Origin of the sequence: Fructilactobacillus frigidiflavus (assembly GCF_044054575.1) — a bacterium.
Lineage (GTDB): Bacteria > Bacillota > Bacilli > Lactobacillales > Lactobacillaceae > Fructilactobacillus > Fructilactobacillus frigidiflavus.
The window spans coordinates 1,324,534-1,341,670 of sequence record NZ_CP168716.1; the positions used below are offsets into that span (position 1 = coordinate 1,324,534).

The following is a 17,137-nucleotide window of genomic DNA, read 5'->3' on the forward strand; positions in this document are numbered from 1 at the left end:
TATCACTCCATTACTTGATTAAGGAAATTCCATTTTCTTCTTTTTGGACTAATTTATGTTTTAACAGATTACCAAGGGCACGCTTAAATTGTCCTTTACTGATTCCAAAATAATTTTTAATTTCATCTGGATCACTTTTATCATTATAAGGAAGAAAGTTATCTGGCTTCATCTCTAAAATTCGTTTAATCATTTCGGCATCTTCACCGATTGATTCATAAGCACGAGGTCGTAAAGATAGATAAAAAGTCTTATTTGGTCGAATTCCAATTACTCGAGCAGTTAACTTTTCTCCTAAGCGTGGTTCTTGTTCTTGCTCAGATTTATCAATAAAACCTAAATTATAATGGTCAGTAATGACTTGAGTCCCCATTTTTTTAGTGTTAATTACCCAACAAGTCACATCACGATTTTTTAATTTCGGATCATTAGCTGGTTGCGAAATTGCCTTAAAAACCTTATCATCAGCTAATTCACCCCAGAGGCGACCCTTACTATCACGTTTGATTGCAATCATTAATTCATCACCAACGTCAGGCCAAAGTGACTTCATATCAGGTAAATCATCCATTGAAACTGCAATATCTTTATCCTTTAAACCAATATCAACAAAGACCCCTAAGCCAAACTTAGTTCCGACTACTTTTCCCCAAGCATAGCTATCAATTCCTACTTCTGGAATTTCTCGGGTAATTCTTTGATTATGTTTTTCATTTTCGTACGCAAATCCTTTGAATTCGCTACCAATTTTAAGCGGTTTTTTTAATTCACTTTTGTCTAATGAATAAGTAATTCCATCTTTTTGAATGAAATATTCTTTTTCATTTTCGTCAGTAACCGTTCCAGTAATTATTTTTCCATTGTCTTCATTCATATATACCACTCACCATTCTCTCAGTCTAGATACCTAATACTCTTATTATAGCAAATAAAAAAGACATCCGACAAAAATCGGATGTCTTTCTAAAGTTAATTTAAATTAAGCATTTTTTGATTGGTTACCTGCATAAACCATACCACGACGAGCATCAACAGTAACTAAAGCACCGTTTTTAATGTTCTTAGTAGCATCGTTTGCGGCAACGATTACTGGAATGTTCAATGAAATTCCAACAACTGCTGCGTATGAAGTTAAACCACCATCTTCAACAACGATTGCGCTAGCTTTCTTCATAGCTGGTAAGTATTCTTTATTAGTATCTTTAACAACTAATACACTACCATCAACAGTATTATCATTAGCTGCTTTAGCATCATCAGCAACAACAGCTTTACCAATGACAACTTGGTCGCCAATTCCTTGACCTTGAGCTAATTTAGTACCGATTAATTGAACACGAACTGTGTTAGTAGTACCTTCATCACCCAAAGGAACACCAGTAAGAATGATGATTTGTTCGCCTTCTTTAGCTAAACCAGTTTCAACTGCTTTAGCTGTAGCAAGATTAACCATTTCATCAGCAGTTTCTGGTTTGTTAACAAGAACTGGATGAACAGCGTAGTTTACAGTTAAACCACGACGTACACGATCATCGAAAGTAAGTGCCAAAATGTTAGCATTTGGATGGTACTTAGCAATCATACGAGCAGTGTAGCCTGAACCAGTAGCACAAACGATGGTATGAATGTCCATGTCTTTAGCAATGCGAGCAACTGATTCACCAAGTGCTTCAGTAACGTCACTATCGTTAAATACGGGACGTGGAGTACCGAATTCTTGGAAATGATCATCAGCAACTTCGTCAATCCGAGCCATCATTGCAACAGATTCAACTGGGTAGTCACCGTGAGCACTTTCACCTGAAAGCATAGTTGCATCAGTACCATCGTAAACAGCATTAGCAACATCAGATACTTCGGCACGAGTTGGACGAGGTTCTTCTTGCATTGAGTCTAACATTTGAGTAGCAGTGATAACTGGTTTACCAACTTCATTACACATCTTAATAAGACGTTTTTGTGCAGTAGGTACGTTTTCTGGTGGAATTTCAACACCCATGTCACCACGAGCAATCATCAAACCATCTGAAACTTTTAAGATTTCAGGGAAGTTATCGATACCTTCTTGTGATTCGATTTTAGGGAATACTTGAACATCAGTCATGTTCTTTTCTTCAAGTAAAGCACGAATTTCTAGAATATCTTGAGGTTTACGAACAAATGAAGCAGCGATGTAGTTAATACCATGTTCACAACCAAAACGAATATCATCTGAATCCTTTTCAGTGATTCCTGGTAAGTTAATTGATACACCAGGTGCGTTAACACCTTTACGTGAACCAAGTACACCATTATTCATAATTTCACAAACTAATTCACGGTTCTTAGCGTCCTTATCAATAACTTTAGCATCAACTAAACCATCATCGAATAATACGTGTCCGCCAACTTTAACATCATCGTATAAGCCTGGGTAAGTAACGGCAACTTTTTCCTTAGTACCTTCAAGACTATCGTCCATAGAAATTCTGAACTTATCACCAATCTTGAATTGGATTTCACCATCTACTTCTTTAGTAGTTCTGATTTCAGCACCTTTAGTATCAAGTAAAATACCAGCGAGCTTACCAGTTTTCTTTTCAGCTTCTTTCACCATATTCATACGTGATAAATGTTCTTCATGATCTCCGTGTGAAAAGTTGAAACGAAAAACATTGGCACCTGAGTTTAATAATGCAGAAATAGTATCAACATCATTAGCAGCGGGTCCAAGTGTACTTACGATTTTTGTTCTCTTCATAAGTTAAAACCTCTCCTTCTTGTGTAAAATTAAGCAATGATTTAACTTGCCTAATTAATTAGATTTCAAAGTAATTGTAACACTTTTATAAAAAGTTGTCTGTATCTAATCTCGAAAACTATTGGACAACGACGTTCCTTTTTCCTAACAATTCTTCCAGTTGTGCCAGTAATTGGGCATTAATATTAACATTATATTGGTTTGCCAACGGTTTATACTTAGCAACTTTAACCTGATACAAAGTAACCGAACTTTCCCCATGATTAGCCAGTAGCAAATCTTTTAAATTTTGGATTATTAGGTTGGAATCATGCTCATCATCGATTCTAACAAATAGCTTCGCTTGCTTTTGCTTAGCTTGGTGAACCAGATTTGCGGCAATTTCTAATCGATTAGCTACAATTTGTAATCCCCGACGGTCTTGAACATTCCCCGTTACTGTAACTATCAGGTTTGGTTTCAACCACGGTTTAACGAGATTATAAACGGAGGGAAAGATGGTAATATCAATACTGCCGAATTGATCACTAGCAGTTACAAATGCCATTTGTTGCCCTTTTTTGGTTCTGATTAGTTTAATATGGTTAACTAACAAAACTGAATTAACGTTTTTTTGTTCGTTAACTAATTCCGAGGTATTAAGTGCATGAAGTTCTTTTTGCAAATCTCGATATCTTTCCACTGGGTGTCCAGATAAAAAGGTCCCTAAATACTCATTTTCAAAATTGATTTTTTGCCAATCTGGAAATTCAGCCTTTTTTTGAATCTTAACTTCCATTCCCGGAACATCAGAAAATAAACTATCTGGAATATCTGATGAACTAATTAATTTAGGAATAGCTTCAATCATTTCGCGTCGATTATATTCAAAATCATCAAAACACCCTGCATAAACTAACGCATTCAATTGATCTTCTTTACGATATTTTTCGGGCATCCGATTAATAAAATTCTGTAACCCCCGATATTTTCCGTTAGCGTTTCTTTCAGCGATAATTGCTTTAATAAAGTCCGTGCGCACGACTTTAATTACACTAAACCCAAACCTAATTTGCCCATCGCAATAAATAAAATCACCGATACTCTCATTAATGCTAGGTGCTTCAACTTTGATCTCAGCATCTCGTGCTTCTTGAACATAGGCTTTAATCTTTAATTTATTACCTAAAACTGAATTAAATAAGGCAGTATAAAAGGGACCCGGATAGTGGGCTTTTAAATAGGCTAGTTCAAATGCCATTTTGCTATAAGCAAAGGCATGCGATTTGTTAAACCCATAGCCCGCAAATCTTTCAATGTAATCAAACGTAGTTTTCGCAACTTCTTTTGAATAGCCATTTTTAAGGGCTCCTGCTAAGAAACTCCCCTTCATAGCTTCCATCTCACTCTTGTGCTTTTTACTCATCGCACGTCGTAAAACATCCGCTTGTGCCAAGGTAAACCCTGCCATGGTTGATGCCAATTGCATAACTTGTTCTTGATAAACAATAATGCCAAACGTTGGCTTCAAAATTTTTTCGATGGCTTGGTTCGGATAATGAACTTGATCAGGATTATTTTTCCTTTTGATAAACAAATCAATATTTTCCATTGGTCCTGGACGATACAGAGCATTTACCGCTGCAATGAGATCAAAACTCGTTGGGTGCATATTGCGTAACACATTTTTAATCCCTGTTGATTCAAATTGAAATACTCCGTTGGTTTTGCCAGCTTGAAATAAGCGGAGGGTTTGTGGATCGTTTAAATTAATTTTCGTAATTGCAAAATCAGGATCAATTTGTTGATGGATTAAATTTAAAATATTGGCCATAATCGATAAATTACGAAGCCCTAAAAAATCAATCTTCAATAAACCAACGTCTTCAACGTAATACTTAGAATACTGGGTCATTAAAAGTCCTTCATTTCCCATTTGTAAAGGCGATTTTTTTTCAATTGGCTCATCACTCAAAATTAATCCCGCAGCATGAGTCGAATAATGTCGTGGTAGCCCTTCTAATTCTAGCGCCGTTTCAAACAAGAGTTGGTTAATGGGTTGATCGGCAATTAAATTTTTTAATCCTTGTGATTCAGCTAACGCATTTTTTAAAGTTTCATGAAGATGAGTAGGAATTGCTTTACTCCAACCATTCATTTCTGTAGGAGTCATTCCAAAGACTCGTCCAACATCTCGGACGGATTGTTTTGCCCCTAAAGTCCCAAAGGTAATGATTTGTGCTACTCGGTCATCGCCATATTTATCGTGGACATAATTCAAGATTTGATCACGTTTATCATCTGGAATGTCAATGTCAATATCTGGCATTTGGGCTCGTTCTTCATTTAAGAAACGTTCAAACAATAAATCATACTTAATCGGATCAACATCTGTAATCTCCAAAGTGTAAGCTACAATTGACCCTGCAGCTGATCCTCGACCAGGTCCCGTTAAAATATCGTGTTGGTGCGCAAAATTAATAACATCCCAAACAATTAAAAAATAATCATCAAAACCCATGCGGTTAATAACTTCTAATTCATGTTGTAATCTTGCCAAATAGACTTGATAATCAGCACCGGTTCCGTTTAATCGTTTTTGGAGCCCCTTTAAACATAATCGAGAAAGATATTCCGCCGATGTTTCTGAATTGGGGGTGTGAAATTTGGGCAAATGCGGTGTTTCTTTTTTTATTTGTACATTACAATTTTCTGCCACAAATTGATTTTCAGCTAAAATTTCTGTTAAGCCTAATTTATCATATTTATGCTCAATTTCAGACTGTCCTTCTAACCAATTTAAACCTAACTGACGCTTTTGTTCTTCCGGATCTTCTAAAACATTTCCATTATCAATTGATTTTAAAACTTGCGTATTGAATAAATCATCAGCTTTTAAGTAGTCAACTTCATTTAAGGCAATTAACTTGGTGTCCGTCGCTTTAGCCAATTGTTGCAAATCAGTAAGTTTATCTGGCTTAACGTTAATTCCTAGCCTTAATGAATTTTCATCGACTACATCTTTGAGTTCTTCCAACACTTGTTTAGCTTGAGCTAATTTTCCATAACTAACTAGATTTTGTACCTCACTACTAGTCGGAAGCAAGACAAATAAATCAGCTAAATTATCTTTAAAAGTTGCCAAAGAAACAAAGTCTTCATTAGTCATGACTTGGGTAGAAATCTTCATCAAGTTTTGATACCCATGGTTATTTTTGGCTAATAAAACGACTTTAAATTCATGTTCAGTCAAAATAGAGCCCTTGACGGTTAAAGTTAATCCAATAATTGGCTTAACTTGCTTTTTAGTGGCTTCTTTAAAAAAAGCTACCGCACCGTACATAACGTTATTATCGGTTAAAGCTAATGTATTATATCCGCGTGCTTTAGCCGTATCAATTAATTTTGGTAGGGTATTCGGACTTTGTAACAAACTATATGAACTAAGATTTTGCAATGGTACATAGGTCATTTTTCCACTACCTTTCATTTTTGCCTTTATTATAACAAAGAACGATTATTTAAAACTCTGATAACTCTTAATTGCAATTATCTGTGATAGTGATAAAATACTAGTGAAATAAGGGAGTGTGTCTAATGAAAACTATCGCTGCAAATTTAACAACCCTATTTTGGGGAATTGTATACGGAGAAGTTATTGGTTATATTGGATCAGCATTGGTACAAGCTACTTTTACTAAGACAATTGCTGCTCAAGCTGCAATTGTTGGTGCCATAATTGCTCTCGTAGGAATTAACCTACTTAAACTAGTAATGAAACCTTAACCTGATTTTCACAAATAAAAGCCTTATAATGACCGATTTGAACACGGTTATTATAAGGCTTTTATTTTTATAAGAAGGTAAACGGATCAGTTGAAATTTCAGACGCAATAATTTCGAATTGCCAGTCGTTTTCGCCCTTCCATTTTTCAAACAGTTCTTTTAACTTTAATTTACAAATACTTTCAACGTGATGCCCAGGGTCAATTGCCATTAGACCTTCAGCTAGCATATCTTGCGAGGTATGGTAATACAAATCACCAGTAATATAAACATCCGCACCAGCTTTAATTGCATCAGGATAGAATTTACCTCCACTACCTCCAAGAACCGCAATCCGTCTAACTAGTTTATCAGGATTATTGGTTACCGTTCTTAGACCTTGCAAATTAAAAAGCTTTTTACATTGTTGAGCCAATTCTTTAAAAGTAATGGCTTGGGGTAAATCACCGACTCTTCCTAAATAATGCGCTGCATGATTAATATTTGTATCATGCAATATCATTCCGGAAATGTTTTCTAATCCAATTGCAGTTGCCAACCAGTCATTCATTCCGCCGTTCGCATTATCCAAATTAGTATGCGCTGCATAAACAGTAATATCATGCTTCAAAATATCTGCATACATTTGATTTTGTGGATTACTTAAGTCAAGGTTTTTAGCAGGACGAAACATCACAGGATGATGAGTAAAAATGAAGTTTACCCCATTATCAATTGCTTCTTGGACGGTTTCAGGACGAACATCTAAGGTAGTCATGATTTTTTTTATTTCAGCATTTTTATTTCCAATTTGAAATCCAGTTGGATCACCATTTTCACGAAGTTCAATTGGGGCAAATTGTTCAAAACGCTTAATAAATTCATTAATCGTTGTCATTTAAAACACCTTCAATTTCTGCAATTCTAGTTTTAGTCTTCGCAATTTTTTCAGCGGGATGTGATTTAGAATTAAGTAATTTATCTAAAATAAACCGATTTTTGGCTAATTTTTCGTTCCACTTATTTCGAAATGTAGCTGATTTTTCCTTTAACAATAAGGGACCAAAGTCAAGTTCCGCTTTCGTATAGGAAACTTCATGATCTGCAACGTATTCGGCCCGAAACATTTCATAAAAATGACCGGCATCATAAACTAAATTTTCCCCCGTAATCTCATATTGGTGATGCGCAAGCCAGCGACGTAGGGTATTTTCATCAACGTTAGCTTGTAATACTAAAACGGGATGAGTTGCTAGTTTATTTTTACCACGTTCTAGAATGTCAGTAATTAACTCTCCACCCATTCCCGCAATCGTAATCGTATCCACCTGATCAGCAGCTTCAATTACGGCTAATCCATTGCCTAACCGAGCTTCCATTTGGTTAGATAATTTTTGGTTAATAATTTCAGATTGGGCATTTTCAAAGGGTCCCTGAACCACTTCTCCAGCAATTGCATACTTTACAATCCCTTGTTCTAATAAATAGGCTGGTAAGTAGGCATGATCTGATCCAATATCTGCTAAAGTATTTGATTTAGGGACTAAATCAGCGACTGCTTGCATTCTTTTTGAAAGGTGCTTTGCGTCCATATTAAATTTAACTCCTTTATTTTTCTCAATAAAAAACAGAGACCAAAAGTCCCTGTTTTTTAATTTTAATTAATCTAAGAAATCTTTTAGTTGTTTACTTCTCGACGGATGACGAAGTTTTCTTAAAGCCTTTGCTTCAATTTGTCTAATTCGTTCACGAGTAACACCAAAGACTCTTCCCACTTCTTCAAGTGTTCTAGTTCGGCCATCATCAAGTCCAAATCTTAATCTTAAGACATTTTCTTCACGATCAGTAAGAGTATCTAAAACCCCTTCTAATTGTTCTTTAAGTAATTCATAAGAAGCATGTTCTTCAGGACTGGTAGCATCCTTATCCTCAATGAAGTCACCTAAATGGGAATCATCTTCTTCACCAATTGGGGTTTCTAAAGAAACTGGTTCTTGAGAAATCTTCAAGATATTTCTAACTTTAGAAGTTGGCATATCCATTTCGGCACCAATTTCTGAAGGAAGTGGTTCCCGTCCCAAATCTTGAAGTAGCTGACGTTGAACTCGAATTAGTTTATTAATGGTTTCAACCATATGAACAGGAATTCGAATCGTTCTCGCTTGGTCAGCAATTGCACGGGTAATGGCTTGTCTAATCCACCAAGTAGCATAGGTTGAAAATTTAAATCCCTTGCGGTAGTCAAATTTTTCAACAGCTTTCATAAGCCCCATATTGCCTTCTTGAATTAAATCAAGAAATTGCATTCCACGACCAACATACCGTTTAGCAATTGAAACAACCAATCTTAGGTTAGCTTCTGCTAATTCTTGCTTAGCAGTTTCATCGCCTTCTTCAATTCTTAGGGCTAGTTGGACTTCTTGGTCAGCTGTAAGTAAGGGTACCCGACCAATTTCTTTCAAGTACATTCTAACTGGATCATTAATTTTAACCCCTTTAGAACTGGCAGCATTTTTCAATTCCTTTTGGGTAACTTTTTTAGCAGCTTTTAAGGCCCGTGGATCTGGTTCACCATGTTCATCAACGATGCTAATTCCATCATCTTCAACTTGTTCAAGAACTTTTTCCATTTGTTTTTTATCTAAATCAAAGGGAACTTGAAGTTCTTGTTCCAATAGTTCATAAGTAATGTGACCAATTTTTTTGTTCTTCTTAACTAACTCTTTATAAACCTTCTTGAATCCTTTATCATCAAATTCTTTTTTTAGTTCTTTAGTAGTTTTTGCACGCTTTGCGGCGGTTTTACTTTTTGCTTCGGGAGTTGATTTTTTTATTTCAGTTTTCTTTTTCGCTTCGTTTTCTGCCATTCTAATGACCTCCCATTAATCTTCTGCTGACTTCAAATTTTGCAAGCGTTTTTGTAAATCAATCAGTTCAGTTGCTAATTTTAGCTGTAATATTTCATCACCAAGTTGTTTTGCATTATTAAAGTCAGCTTTTTTCTGTTCTAATTCTTCCATAATCGGTGCATCTTGCATTATTATTTTAACACAATCCGCGATTTCTTCCTCATTATACTGAGTATCATCATTTGTCATTTCTAACTCAGCCAACGTTGCTTGAAGGTTAGTTTCGCCTACAAAATCACTAAATTCGGCGGCGTTATATTCAGCATGATACCTAAAGTATTCTTGAGCAAAAATAAAAATTTGTTGATATAAGTCATGGACAAAAGCGAAATCGTTATTACGCCTTACTTTTTTCCAAACTTCCGAATTATGCAGCATCATATTTAATAAATGACGTTCTGCATTTTCAATTCGAGAATAATGTTTAGATTCCTGATTAAGTACCGTGGGAGTTTGAATAAAACGTTTCAGATTCCGATTACTTTGGCTTCTTTTTTGAATTACGTTAGCATATTTTTCAGTTTGGGTTTCTAAACTGGCTAAACTAAGGTCTAAACGATCAGCTAATTCTTTTAAATACACATCTCGTTCAACATTATTTTCAACTCCAGCAATAATATGCAAAACTTTATCGATGTAAGCTAAGCGGTCTTCTTCGTTAGTTAAATTAAATTGGGTTCGTAAATAATTAATTTTAAATTTAACAATTGATTCACGTCCATTTTTAACTACTTGTTGAAAACTAACTTCCCCATGACTACGCCGATATTCGTCTGGATCAATCCCATCCGGCATTTGGATAATGCCGATGTTCAAGTTGCCATTCTTTTTTAGTAGATCAATTGCTCGATTGGTTGCCTTTTGTCCCGGAGTATCACCGTCATAACAAACGTAAATTTGTTTAGTAACTCGTTGTAAGTCATAAATTTGTTCTTCGGTTAAACTAGTTCCCATCGAAGCCACACCATTTTTTACTCCAGCTTGATAAGCAGAAATCACATCCATAAATCCTTCAAAAAGGATGACATCATGAGTTTGTCTAATTTCAGGCTTAGCCAAATCAAAGTTATACATAATCTTTCGTTTATTAAATAACTCGGTTTCCGGTGAATTAAGATACTTAGGCATGTCTTCATCTTTATGCAGTAACCGACCGGAAAAACCAACCGTTTTCCCATGTTCATTCCGAATCGGCACCATTAACCGACCGGCAAACCGATCACGTAATTCACCATCACTAGTTTCGGTAAATAAGCCCGTTTTTCGTAAAGCTTGATAATCAGCTTTTTTCTCTTCGAAATATTTCTTAAGGATTCGTTCATTCGGAGCATAACCTAAATTAAACGTTTCAATCATTTCGTCAGAAATCTGGCGTTTCTTTAGATAATTTAAGGCCTCTTCACCTAATTTGGTATTAATTAAAACATGGTGATATAACTTTGCTGCGGCTTCATTAATCTCAATTAATGGCTTGAGCTTTTGTTGTTGTGGTGACGGTTGATTCCAATTAGCATTACTAGGTAATTCAATGCCATCATCTTTTGCAACCATCTCAACTGCTTCAGGAAAACTAAGTCCCTTTAGATCCATCAAAAAACTAAAAACATTACCACCGCGTCCACAACTAAAGCAATGAAAAATTTGCTTTTCTTCATTGACTGAAAAAGATGGAGTTCGTTCCTCATGAAAAGGACATAAACCAAATAAGTTTTTTCCAGCCTTTTTTAGCTGCACGTATTGTCCAACAATGTCACGAATATTAGTGTTATTACGCACTTTTTCCACAAATTCTTCGGGGATCTTAGCCATTAACAACACCACTTTTCAATTGCTTTACTTTTTTATTTAACGACAATTTTATCAACTTCAGCAAAATAATTAATCATTTGAGCGACCTTAGTAAGTTCCTTCAAACGATTTTCTCGAACAGACTTATCTTCTGCCATTACCATGGTCTCATCGAAATAATATTTAATAGCTGGTTCTAAACTAGCAAGTTTAGTAAAGGCATCAGCTGCCGTTAACTTATCAAAATCTGGTGAAATTCGATCAACTTCAGCATTCATCTTTAATTCGGCATCATTTTCAAACAAGGCTGGATCTACAAATAAATCGGTAGCCTTAAAATCAGCTTTCTTAGAAATTCTTTCAACACGGGTTAAAGCTTCAATAACGGCTTTGAAATCCGCATCGTCTTTATGCTTATTAAGCACTTTGGCACTATTGATGTTATACAAAATATCAGTGCTAGTTGCATTAACAGCTGCATCAACTAAATCAAATTTTATTTTTTCCGCTCTTAAAACTCGTTTAATTCGTTCTTTAATAAATAAAATGACATCATTAATAACAGATTTTTGTTCAACTGCTGGTGCCACCTTGGCTTCATTTTCATCGGTTACGATTTGATTCATTAATTCAGCTAATGGTAAGCGCCATTTTTGATCAGCAACAATGCTTACAATTCCCGCAGCTTGCCGTCTTAAGGAATAAGGATCATTTGACCCACTTGGAATCATCCCAGCGGCAAAAAATGTCATTACACTATCAAGTTTATCAGCAACGGCTAAAACTGCTCCAACCTTTGATTGAGGAAGTTCCCCATTAGCAGAAATGGGCATATAGTGTTCCCGAATAGCAGTAGCAACGGCAGGATTTTCACCAAATAGTAAAGCGTACTTTTCCCCCATGATTCCTTGTAACTCAGAAAATTCGCCAACCATTCCAGTAACCAAGTCAAATTTATAGATTTCTGCAGCCCGTTGTAAATCCGCTAATTGGGTAGCATCTAATCCAACTTTTTCACCAATTAAACGTGCGATTACTTGAACTCGTTGCATTTTTTCATAAACCGTTGAAATTTTGTCATGGAACGTAACGTTCTTTAATTTGTTAACAAAATACTCAATATCATGGTTTTGATCCTCTTGATAGAAGAATTCTGCATCGTATAATCGTGCAGCTAAAACTTTTTCGTTTCCTTTAATCACATTTTCAATAAATTCTGAATTTCCGTTTCGAACTGAAATAAAGAAAGGTAATAATTCACCAGCTTGATTTTCTACATAGAAGAACCGTTGGTGATTTCTCATTGAGGTAATTAATACTTCACGTGGAATATCTAAGAACCGTTTATCAAAAGTACCGTAAAAACTAGTTGGATATTCAACTAAATTATTAACTTCTTCAAGCAAGTCGTCGTCAATATCAACTTTCCAGTTATTTTCCGTGGCAATTGCTTCAATTTGTGCTTTAATCTTAGCTTTTCGTTTGTCAGCGTCAACAATTACGAATTCTTTGGCCAAATCAGCTTCGTAGTCAGTAGCCTTCGCAATCTTTACAGCTTGACCTAAGAAACGATGTCCTAGCGATTCGCGTCCTGATTTAACGCCAACTAATTCCATTGGAACTACTTCGGTATCTAGTAAAGCGACAATCCATTTAATTGGACGCACAAATTGGAACTTATTTGTTCCCCATTTCATCATCGTTGGGAAATTCATGGCAGCAACCACATCAACCAACCCAGCTAATACTTCTGCAACCGGTTTTCCAGCGACGTGTTTATTAACAAAGACATAGTTAGTTCCTTTAATTTCTTTAAAAGTAATGTCTTCTGGGGTTAAACCTTGTCCACGAGTAAACCCAATCGCTGCTTTACTCCAGTTTCCATCAGCATCTTTAGCAATCTTTTCAGCTGGACCTTTAACTTCTTCATCAATGTCCGGTTGCTTATCGGCTAAACCAGAAATTTCTAAAGCCAATCTTCTTGGAGTGGAAAATTTTTGAACTTTATCAAATGAAATCCAATTTTCTTTCAGGTATTTTTCGGTTTTTTCAGCTAATTCATTAATACTTGGGGTAACAACATGAGCTGGCATTTCTTCCAACCCAATTTCTAATAGGAATGTATGTGTCATTATTTTTTATCCCCCTTGTTCTTTTTTTGTTTATTTTTCTTTTCATCACGCTTAGCAAATTCAGCCAACACCGCTTCACGTTGTTTTTCGTCTTTGATTAATGGGAAACCAAGTTTTCGCCGTTCTTGGACAAAAGCTTGGGCAATTCCATGAGCCATTTTTCTAATTCGAGCTAGGTAGCCGGCCCGTTCCGTCACGGAAACGGCTCCTCGTGCATCAAGAAGGTTAAAAGTATGGCTACATTTTAATACGTAATCGTAAGCTGGATGAACTAATCCTTCTTTGATTAGACGTTTAGCTTCTTTTTCATAAGCGTCAAACATGTGGTGAAGCATTTCTTGATCACTTAATTCAAAACTATATTTTGAGTGTTCGTATTCCGGTTCTTTGAAAATATCACCATATTTAACGCCATTTGACCATTCTAGATCAAATACGTTATTAACGTTTTGAATATATGATGATAAACGTTCCAAACCATACGTAATTTCTACGGCAACGGGATCCATTTGAAGTCCACCAACGACTTGGAAGTAGGTAAATTGAGTAACTTCCATTCCATCAAGCCAAACTTCCCAACCAACCCCAGCGCAACCCATAGAAGGATTTTCCCAGTTATCTTCCACAAATCGAATATCATGTTCAAGTGGATTAATTCCAAGTTCCTTTAATGAGTTAATGTATAATTCTTGAATGTTGTCTGGAGAAGGCTTCATCAATACTTGAAATTGATGATGTTGGTATAAACGGTTTGGGTTTTCACCATAACGACCATCTGCGGGTCTTCTTGAAGGTTCAACGTAAGCCACGTTCCATGGTTCGGGACCAATTGCACGCAAAAAAGTAAACGGACTCATTGTTCCAGCCCCTTTTTCGGTATCATAAGCATCCATAATCATGCAACCCTGGTTACTCCAATATGATTTTAATGTAGCAGCAATATCTTGTACTGACATTTTTTTTGTCATGTTAACTCCCCCTTTTGCCAAACAAATAAAAAAGCCTATGCAAAAGTAAACATACTCCTGCATAGGGACGATTTAGTCGCGGTTCCACCCTACTTCTGATTGTAAAAATCAGCATCTCGAAACGGATTGACTCAAAAAGCGCCAATTGTTAAAAACAATTACCATCTCGCACTAACATGGTATCGCTGAATTGTTATGATTAACAACCTTCTTTTATCTGTGTCAAATATTTAGTTACCTTTATTATAATTTGATACTTTAATTCAGTCAATTATTATTGACTAATCAAGTTTAATTTTCCAACTATTCATTTGGTTCAAAAATTTTTTACTTTTTAGATTTAAACCAACGGAATTATCATAAATTTTATCAATTACTTGGCGTAATTTTTGCTTGGTAATCCGGTTAACTTTAATGTTGTTAATTTTGGTAAGATCAACTGCCGAAAATAACCGTAAATAGTAAATCGTTTTTTGATCTAAATGCATCCGGTGACTATCCAAAGCAAATTCTGATTCACCAATTAAGCCACCAAACTTTTCTGAATAATCATAAATTGGATGTTCTTCACCACAAATTGCACAATTGCGAAAATCGGGAGCAACTCCAAATAACGGCAATAGCTGAATTTCGATGATATTTGTAATAATTTCGGCGTCAAATCCGTTATTAATTAAATTTAAAGCATAAAAAAGTTTATCAAACCATAGTTTATCCGGAACGTTATCAGGAAGAGCAGCATCAAGCAATCCCATCAGATAGGTAGCATAAGCATTCAGATAAATGTCTTCACTGATTTGTTCAAAATGTTTAACGCTGCTCCCACTATCGATGTAAGACAAACCGGTCTCCCGTAATTCACCTTCGTAGGTTCCATAACTAAACGGTAAAATGTCACTTACCATTTTAAATTTTGGCCGATTAGCTCCCCGCACAAAAAACATTTTTTTGCCGGCCTCAGCAGTAAAAAATTTAACCAGCATATCATGTTCTCGATAATTTTTGCGATAAATTAATATTCCATGAAATGGTTTACTTTTAGTATTTACCACAAATCTCACCCACTAATTAATAATCATTTTTTTCACTGTAACCTAAATTATTTAAAGCCGTATCTTTATCGCGCCAACCAGATTGAACTCTAATCCAAAGTTTCAAGTTAACTTTACTACCAAGTAATTTTTCAATTTCGCGACGAGCACCAATACTAATGTATTTCAGTAAGGCGCCACCTTTCCCAATGATAATTCGTTTCTGTCCTTCACGCTCAACGATAATTGAAGCTTCAATTTGAACCTTACCATTTTCGTTGGTTTTCATACTTTCAACGTAAACCGCCACTGAATGAGGAATTTCTTGACGCGTATTTTCTAAAATCTTTTCTCGCACAATTTCTTGAACAATGAACCGCTCTGGATGATCAGTCACTTGATCATCGGGATAATATTGCGGACCTTCCGGTAAATGATCAATCAAATTATCAATTAATTCATCAACGTTGTTACCTTTCAAAGCAGAAATTGGAAAAACCTCTGCCCAATCATAAGCTTTGCGGTACGTATCCATAATAACTAATAACTTATCAGGATTAATTTCGTCAATTTTGTTAATAATTAAGTAAACTGGAACATCAACCTTTTTTAATTGATCAATGATGTAGTTATCACCAGCACCGCGAGTTTCTGTTGCACTCACCATAAATAAAACTGCTTCAACTTCTCTTAATGATGATAAGGCAGACGCATCCATATATTCATCTAATTTATTTTCTGGTTTATGAATTCCAGGAGTATCCAAAAAGACAATTTGGGCATCTTTATTGGTGTATACTCCTTGAATTTTATTCCGCGTAGTCTGCGCTTTATCGCTCATAATGGCAATTTTTTGGCCAACTACCCGATTTAAAAAGGTTGATTTCCCCACATTGGGCCGACCAACAATGGCAACAAATCCTGATTTGAAATTTTCTGCTTTTTCCATTTAATTTCCTTTTTCTTATATTAATTTAATAAAAGTTGTTCCAAAAACTACTAAACCAATCACAATGGCGAGTACCGTAGAAAACAGAACCCATCCAGCAGCAATGTCTTTAATTTTTTTGGCTAAATCACTGTACTTATTTCCAATTGTTAAATCAACTAAGTATTCAGCTAAAGTATTGATAACTTCGGCTTGTAATACCAAGTAACAAGCTAAGACTAACCACAGAAATTTAAAATATCCGACTCGTAAAATCCCCCCAGTTGTTAAAACAATGGCAGTCATTACTAAGTGAAAACAAAAATTACGCTCGTTACAACAAAGTGTTGTTAACCCGTCCCAGGCATGGCCAAAAGCTTGCAAAAAGTTTTTATTTTTACTGGTTTGATGCTTATTTTTTGAGTCCATATTCATTTAAAATCTTTCTCTGGAGGTCAAACATAACCTTTTCGTCTGCGGGTTCCATGTGATCATAACCATTAAGGTGTAAAAAGCCATGAACAATCAAGAAACCTAATTCACGATCCACTGAGTGTCCCAAAAAATCTGCTTGTTCATTAACTTTATCAATGCTGACAAAGATATCACCAATATTTTCGGGAATTTCAGCTTTCATTTCATCGCTCATCATTACAGGGAATTCATCATCATTTTCATCTTCAATTGCAAAACTGATTACATCCGTCGCCCGATCTACATTACGGTATTCCCGATTAATTGCTTGAATTCGCTCATTGTTAACCATGGTAACTGACATTTCGGTATTATCTTTTAAGCCAATTTCTTTTGCAGCAAAATCTAAGACGTTTTTGATCAATTTTTGTTGGTCTTCAGATACTTGACCATTCGTTTCATCATAAATTTCTAAGTCCATGA

Annotated in this window: 14 protein-coding genes; 1 reads left to right on the plus strand and 13 read right to left on the minus strand. The window is 35.6% G+C overall.

The window, feature by feature from the left end:
* Positions 1-10: 10 nt before the first annotated feature.
* The 3 genes from ACEPSS_RS06660 to dnaE form a co-directional block, all read right to left on the minus strand.
* A complete protein-coding gene (locus ACEPSS_RS06660) occupies positions 11-874 on the minus strand; it encodes a S1 RNA-binding domain-containing protein (RefSeq protein ID WP_395318527.1) in 864 nt (287 codons plus the stop codon).
* 105 nt (positions 875-979) lie between these two features.
* Entirely contained in the window at positions 980-2,740 is a 1,761-nt protein-coding gene (gene pyk, locus ACEPSS_RS06665) for a pyruvate kinase (RefSeq protein WP_395318529.1), read from the minus strand.
* A gap of 118 nt (positions 2,741-2,858) precedes the next feature.
* Positions 2,859-6,191 (minus strand): DNA polymerase III subunit alpha, encoded by a 3,333-nt coding sequence (dnaE, locus tag ACEPSS_RS06670; RefSeq protein ID WP_395320515.1) that lies wholly within the window; start codon positions 6,189-6,191, stop codon positions 2,859-2,861.
* 125 nt (positions 6,192-6,316) lie between these two features.
* Here dnaE and ACEPSS_RS06675 point away from each other — a divergent pair, with 125 nt between their 5' ends.
* A complete protein-coding gene (locus ACEPSS_RS06675) occupies positions 6,317-6,505 on the plus strand; it encodes a DUF2929 family protein (protein ID WP_395318530.1) in 189 nt (62 codons plus the stop codon).
* Between the two features lie 67 nt (positions 6,506-6,572).
* On the opposite strand, the gene ACEPSS_RS06680 is transcribed toward ACEPSS_RS06675, so the two are convergent.
* The 10 genes from ACEPSS_RS06680 to ybeY form a co-directional block, all read right to left on the minus strand.
* Entirely contained in the window at positions 6,573-7,382 is an 810-nt protein-coding gene (locus tag ACEPSS_RS06680) for a Nif3-like dinuclear metal center hexameric protein (RefSeq protein WP_395318532.1), read from the minus strand.
* Complete coding sequence (locus tag ACEPSS_RS06685) at positions 7,369-8,076, minus strand: tRNA (adenine(22)-N(1))-methyltransferase (protein ID WP_395318534.1); 708 nt, start codon at positions 8,074-8,076, stop codon at positions 7,369-7,371. The genes ACEPSS_RS06680 and ACEPSS_RS06685 overlap by 14 nt, the downstream gene beginning before the upstream one ends.
* A 69-nt stretch (positions 8,077-8,145) precedes the next feature.
* Positions 8,146-9,351 (minus strand): RNA polymerase sigma factor RpoD, encoded by a 1,206-nt coding sequence (gene rpoD / locus ACEPSS_RS06690; protein ID WP_395318536.1) that lies wholly within the window; start codon positions 9,349-9,351, stop codon positions 8,146-8,148.
* A 15-nt stretch (positions 9,352-9,366) separates the two neighbouring features.
* The gene (gene dnaG, locus ACEPSS_RS06695) at positions 9,367-11,202 is read right to left on the minus strand and encodes a DNA primase (protein WP_395318538.1); all 1,836 of its coding nucleotides are present in this window, start codon (positions 11,200-11,202) and stop codon (positions 9,367-9,369) included.
* Positions 11,203-11,234: 32 nt separating this feature from the next.
* Positions 11,235-13,313, minus strand: coding sequence for a glycine--tRNA ligase subunit beta (gene glyS, locus ACEPSS_RS06700; RefSeq protein WP_395318540.1), 2,079 nt, complete (start codon positions 13,311-13,313; stop codon positions 11,235-11,237).
* Entirely contained in the window at positions 13,313-14,281 is a 969-nt protein-coding gene (glyQ, locus tag ACEPSS_RS06705) for a glycine--tRNA ligase subunit alpha (protein WP_395318542.1), read from the minus strand. Before glyQ ends, glyS begins: the two co-directional genes overlap by 1 nt.
* A 281-nt stretch (positions 14,282-14,562) precedes the next feature.
* The gene (gene recO, locus ACEPSS_RS06710) at positions 14,563-15,333 is read right to left on the minus strand and encodes a DNA repair protein RecO (RefSeq protein ID WP_395318544.1); all 771 of its coding nucleotides are present in this window, start codon (positions 15,331-15,333) and stop codon (positions 14,563-14,565) included.
* Between the two features lie 16 nt (positions 15,334-15,349).
* The gene (gene era / locus ACEPSS_RS06715; RefSeq protein ID WP_395318546.1) at positions 15,350-16,261 is read right to left on the minus strand and encodes a GTPase Era; all 912 of its coding nucleotides are present in this window, start codon (positions 16,259-16,261) and stop codon (positions 15,350-15,352) included.
* A gap of 15 nt (positions 16,262-16,276) precedes the next feature.
* Positions 16,277-16,675 (minus strand): diacylglycerol kinase family protein, encoded by a 399-nt coding sequence (locus tag ACEPSS_RS06720; protein WP_395318547.1) that lies wholly within the window; start codon positions 16,673-16,675, stop codon positions 16,277-16,279.
* The gene (gene ybeY / locus ACEPSS_RS06725) at positions 16,653-17,135 is read right to left on the minus strand and encodes an rRNA maturation RNase YbeY (protein WP_395318549.1); all 483 of its coding nucleotides are present in this window, start codon (positions 17,133-17,135) and stop codon (positions 16,653-16,655) included. Before ybeY ends, ACEPSS_RS06720 begins: the two co-directional genes overlap by 23 nt.
* Between the last annotated feature and the right edge of the window lie 2 nt (positions 17,136-17,137).

What these genes read in the sequence shown, in the direction of transcription:
- glyQ (WP_395318542.1), bottom strand. Translation starts at nt 14,281, where the DNA reads ATGACAAAAAAAATGTCAGTACAAGATATTGCTGCTACATTAAAATCA.
- era (WP_395318546.1), bottom strand. Translation starts at nt 16,261, where the DNA reads ATGGAAAAAGCAGAAAATTTCAAATCAGGATTTGTTGCCATTGTTGGT.
- ACEPSS_RS06680 (WP_395318532.1), bottom strand. Translation starts at nt 7,382, where the DNA reads ATGACAACGATTAATGAATTTATTAAGCGTTTTGAACAATTTGCCCCA.
- dnaG (WP_395318538.1), bottom strand. Translation starts at nt 11,202, where the DNA reads ATGGCTAAGATCCCCGAAGAATTTGTGGAAAAAGTGCGTAATAACACT.
- dnaE (WP_395320515.1), bottom strand. Translation starts at nt 6,191, where the DNA reads ATGACCTATGTACCATTGCAAAATCTTAGTTCATATAGTTTGTTACAA.
- ybeY (WP_395318549.1), bottom strand. Translation starts at nt 17,135, where the DNA reads ATGGACTTAGAAATTTATGATGAAACGAATGGTCAAGTATCTGAAGAC.
- rpoD (WP_395318536.1), bottom strand. Translation starts at nt 9,351, where the DNA reads ATGGCAGAAAACGAAGCGAAAAAGAAAACTGAAATAAAAAAATCAACT.
- pyk (WP_395318529.1), bottom strand. Translation starts at nt 2,740, where the DNA reads ATGAAGAGAACAAAAATCGTAAGTACACTTGGACCCGCTGCTAATGAT.
- ACEPSS_RS06685 (WP_395318534.1), bottom strand. Translation starts at nt 8,076, where the DNA reads ATGGACGCAAAGCACCTTTCAAAAAGAATGCAAGCAGTCGCTGATTTA.
- ACEPSS_RS06675 (WP_395318530.1), top strand. Translation starts at nt 6,317, where the DNA reads ATGAAAACTATCGCTGCAAATTTAACAACCCTATTTTGGGGAATTGTA.
- glyS (WP_395318540.1), bottom strand. Translation starts at nt 13,313, where the DNA reads ATGACACATACATTCCTATTAGAAATTGGGTTGGAAGAAATGCCAGCT.
- ACEPSS_RS06660 (WP_395318527.1), bottom strand. Translation starts at nt 874, where the DNA reads ATGAATGAAGACAATGGAAAAATAATTACTGGAACGGTTACTGACGAA.
- ACEPSS_RS06720 (WP_395318547.1), bottom strand. Translation starts at nt 16,675, where the DNA reads ATGAATATGGACTCAAAAAATAAGCATCAAACCAGTAAAAATAAAAAC.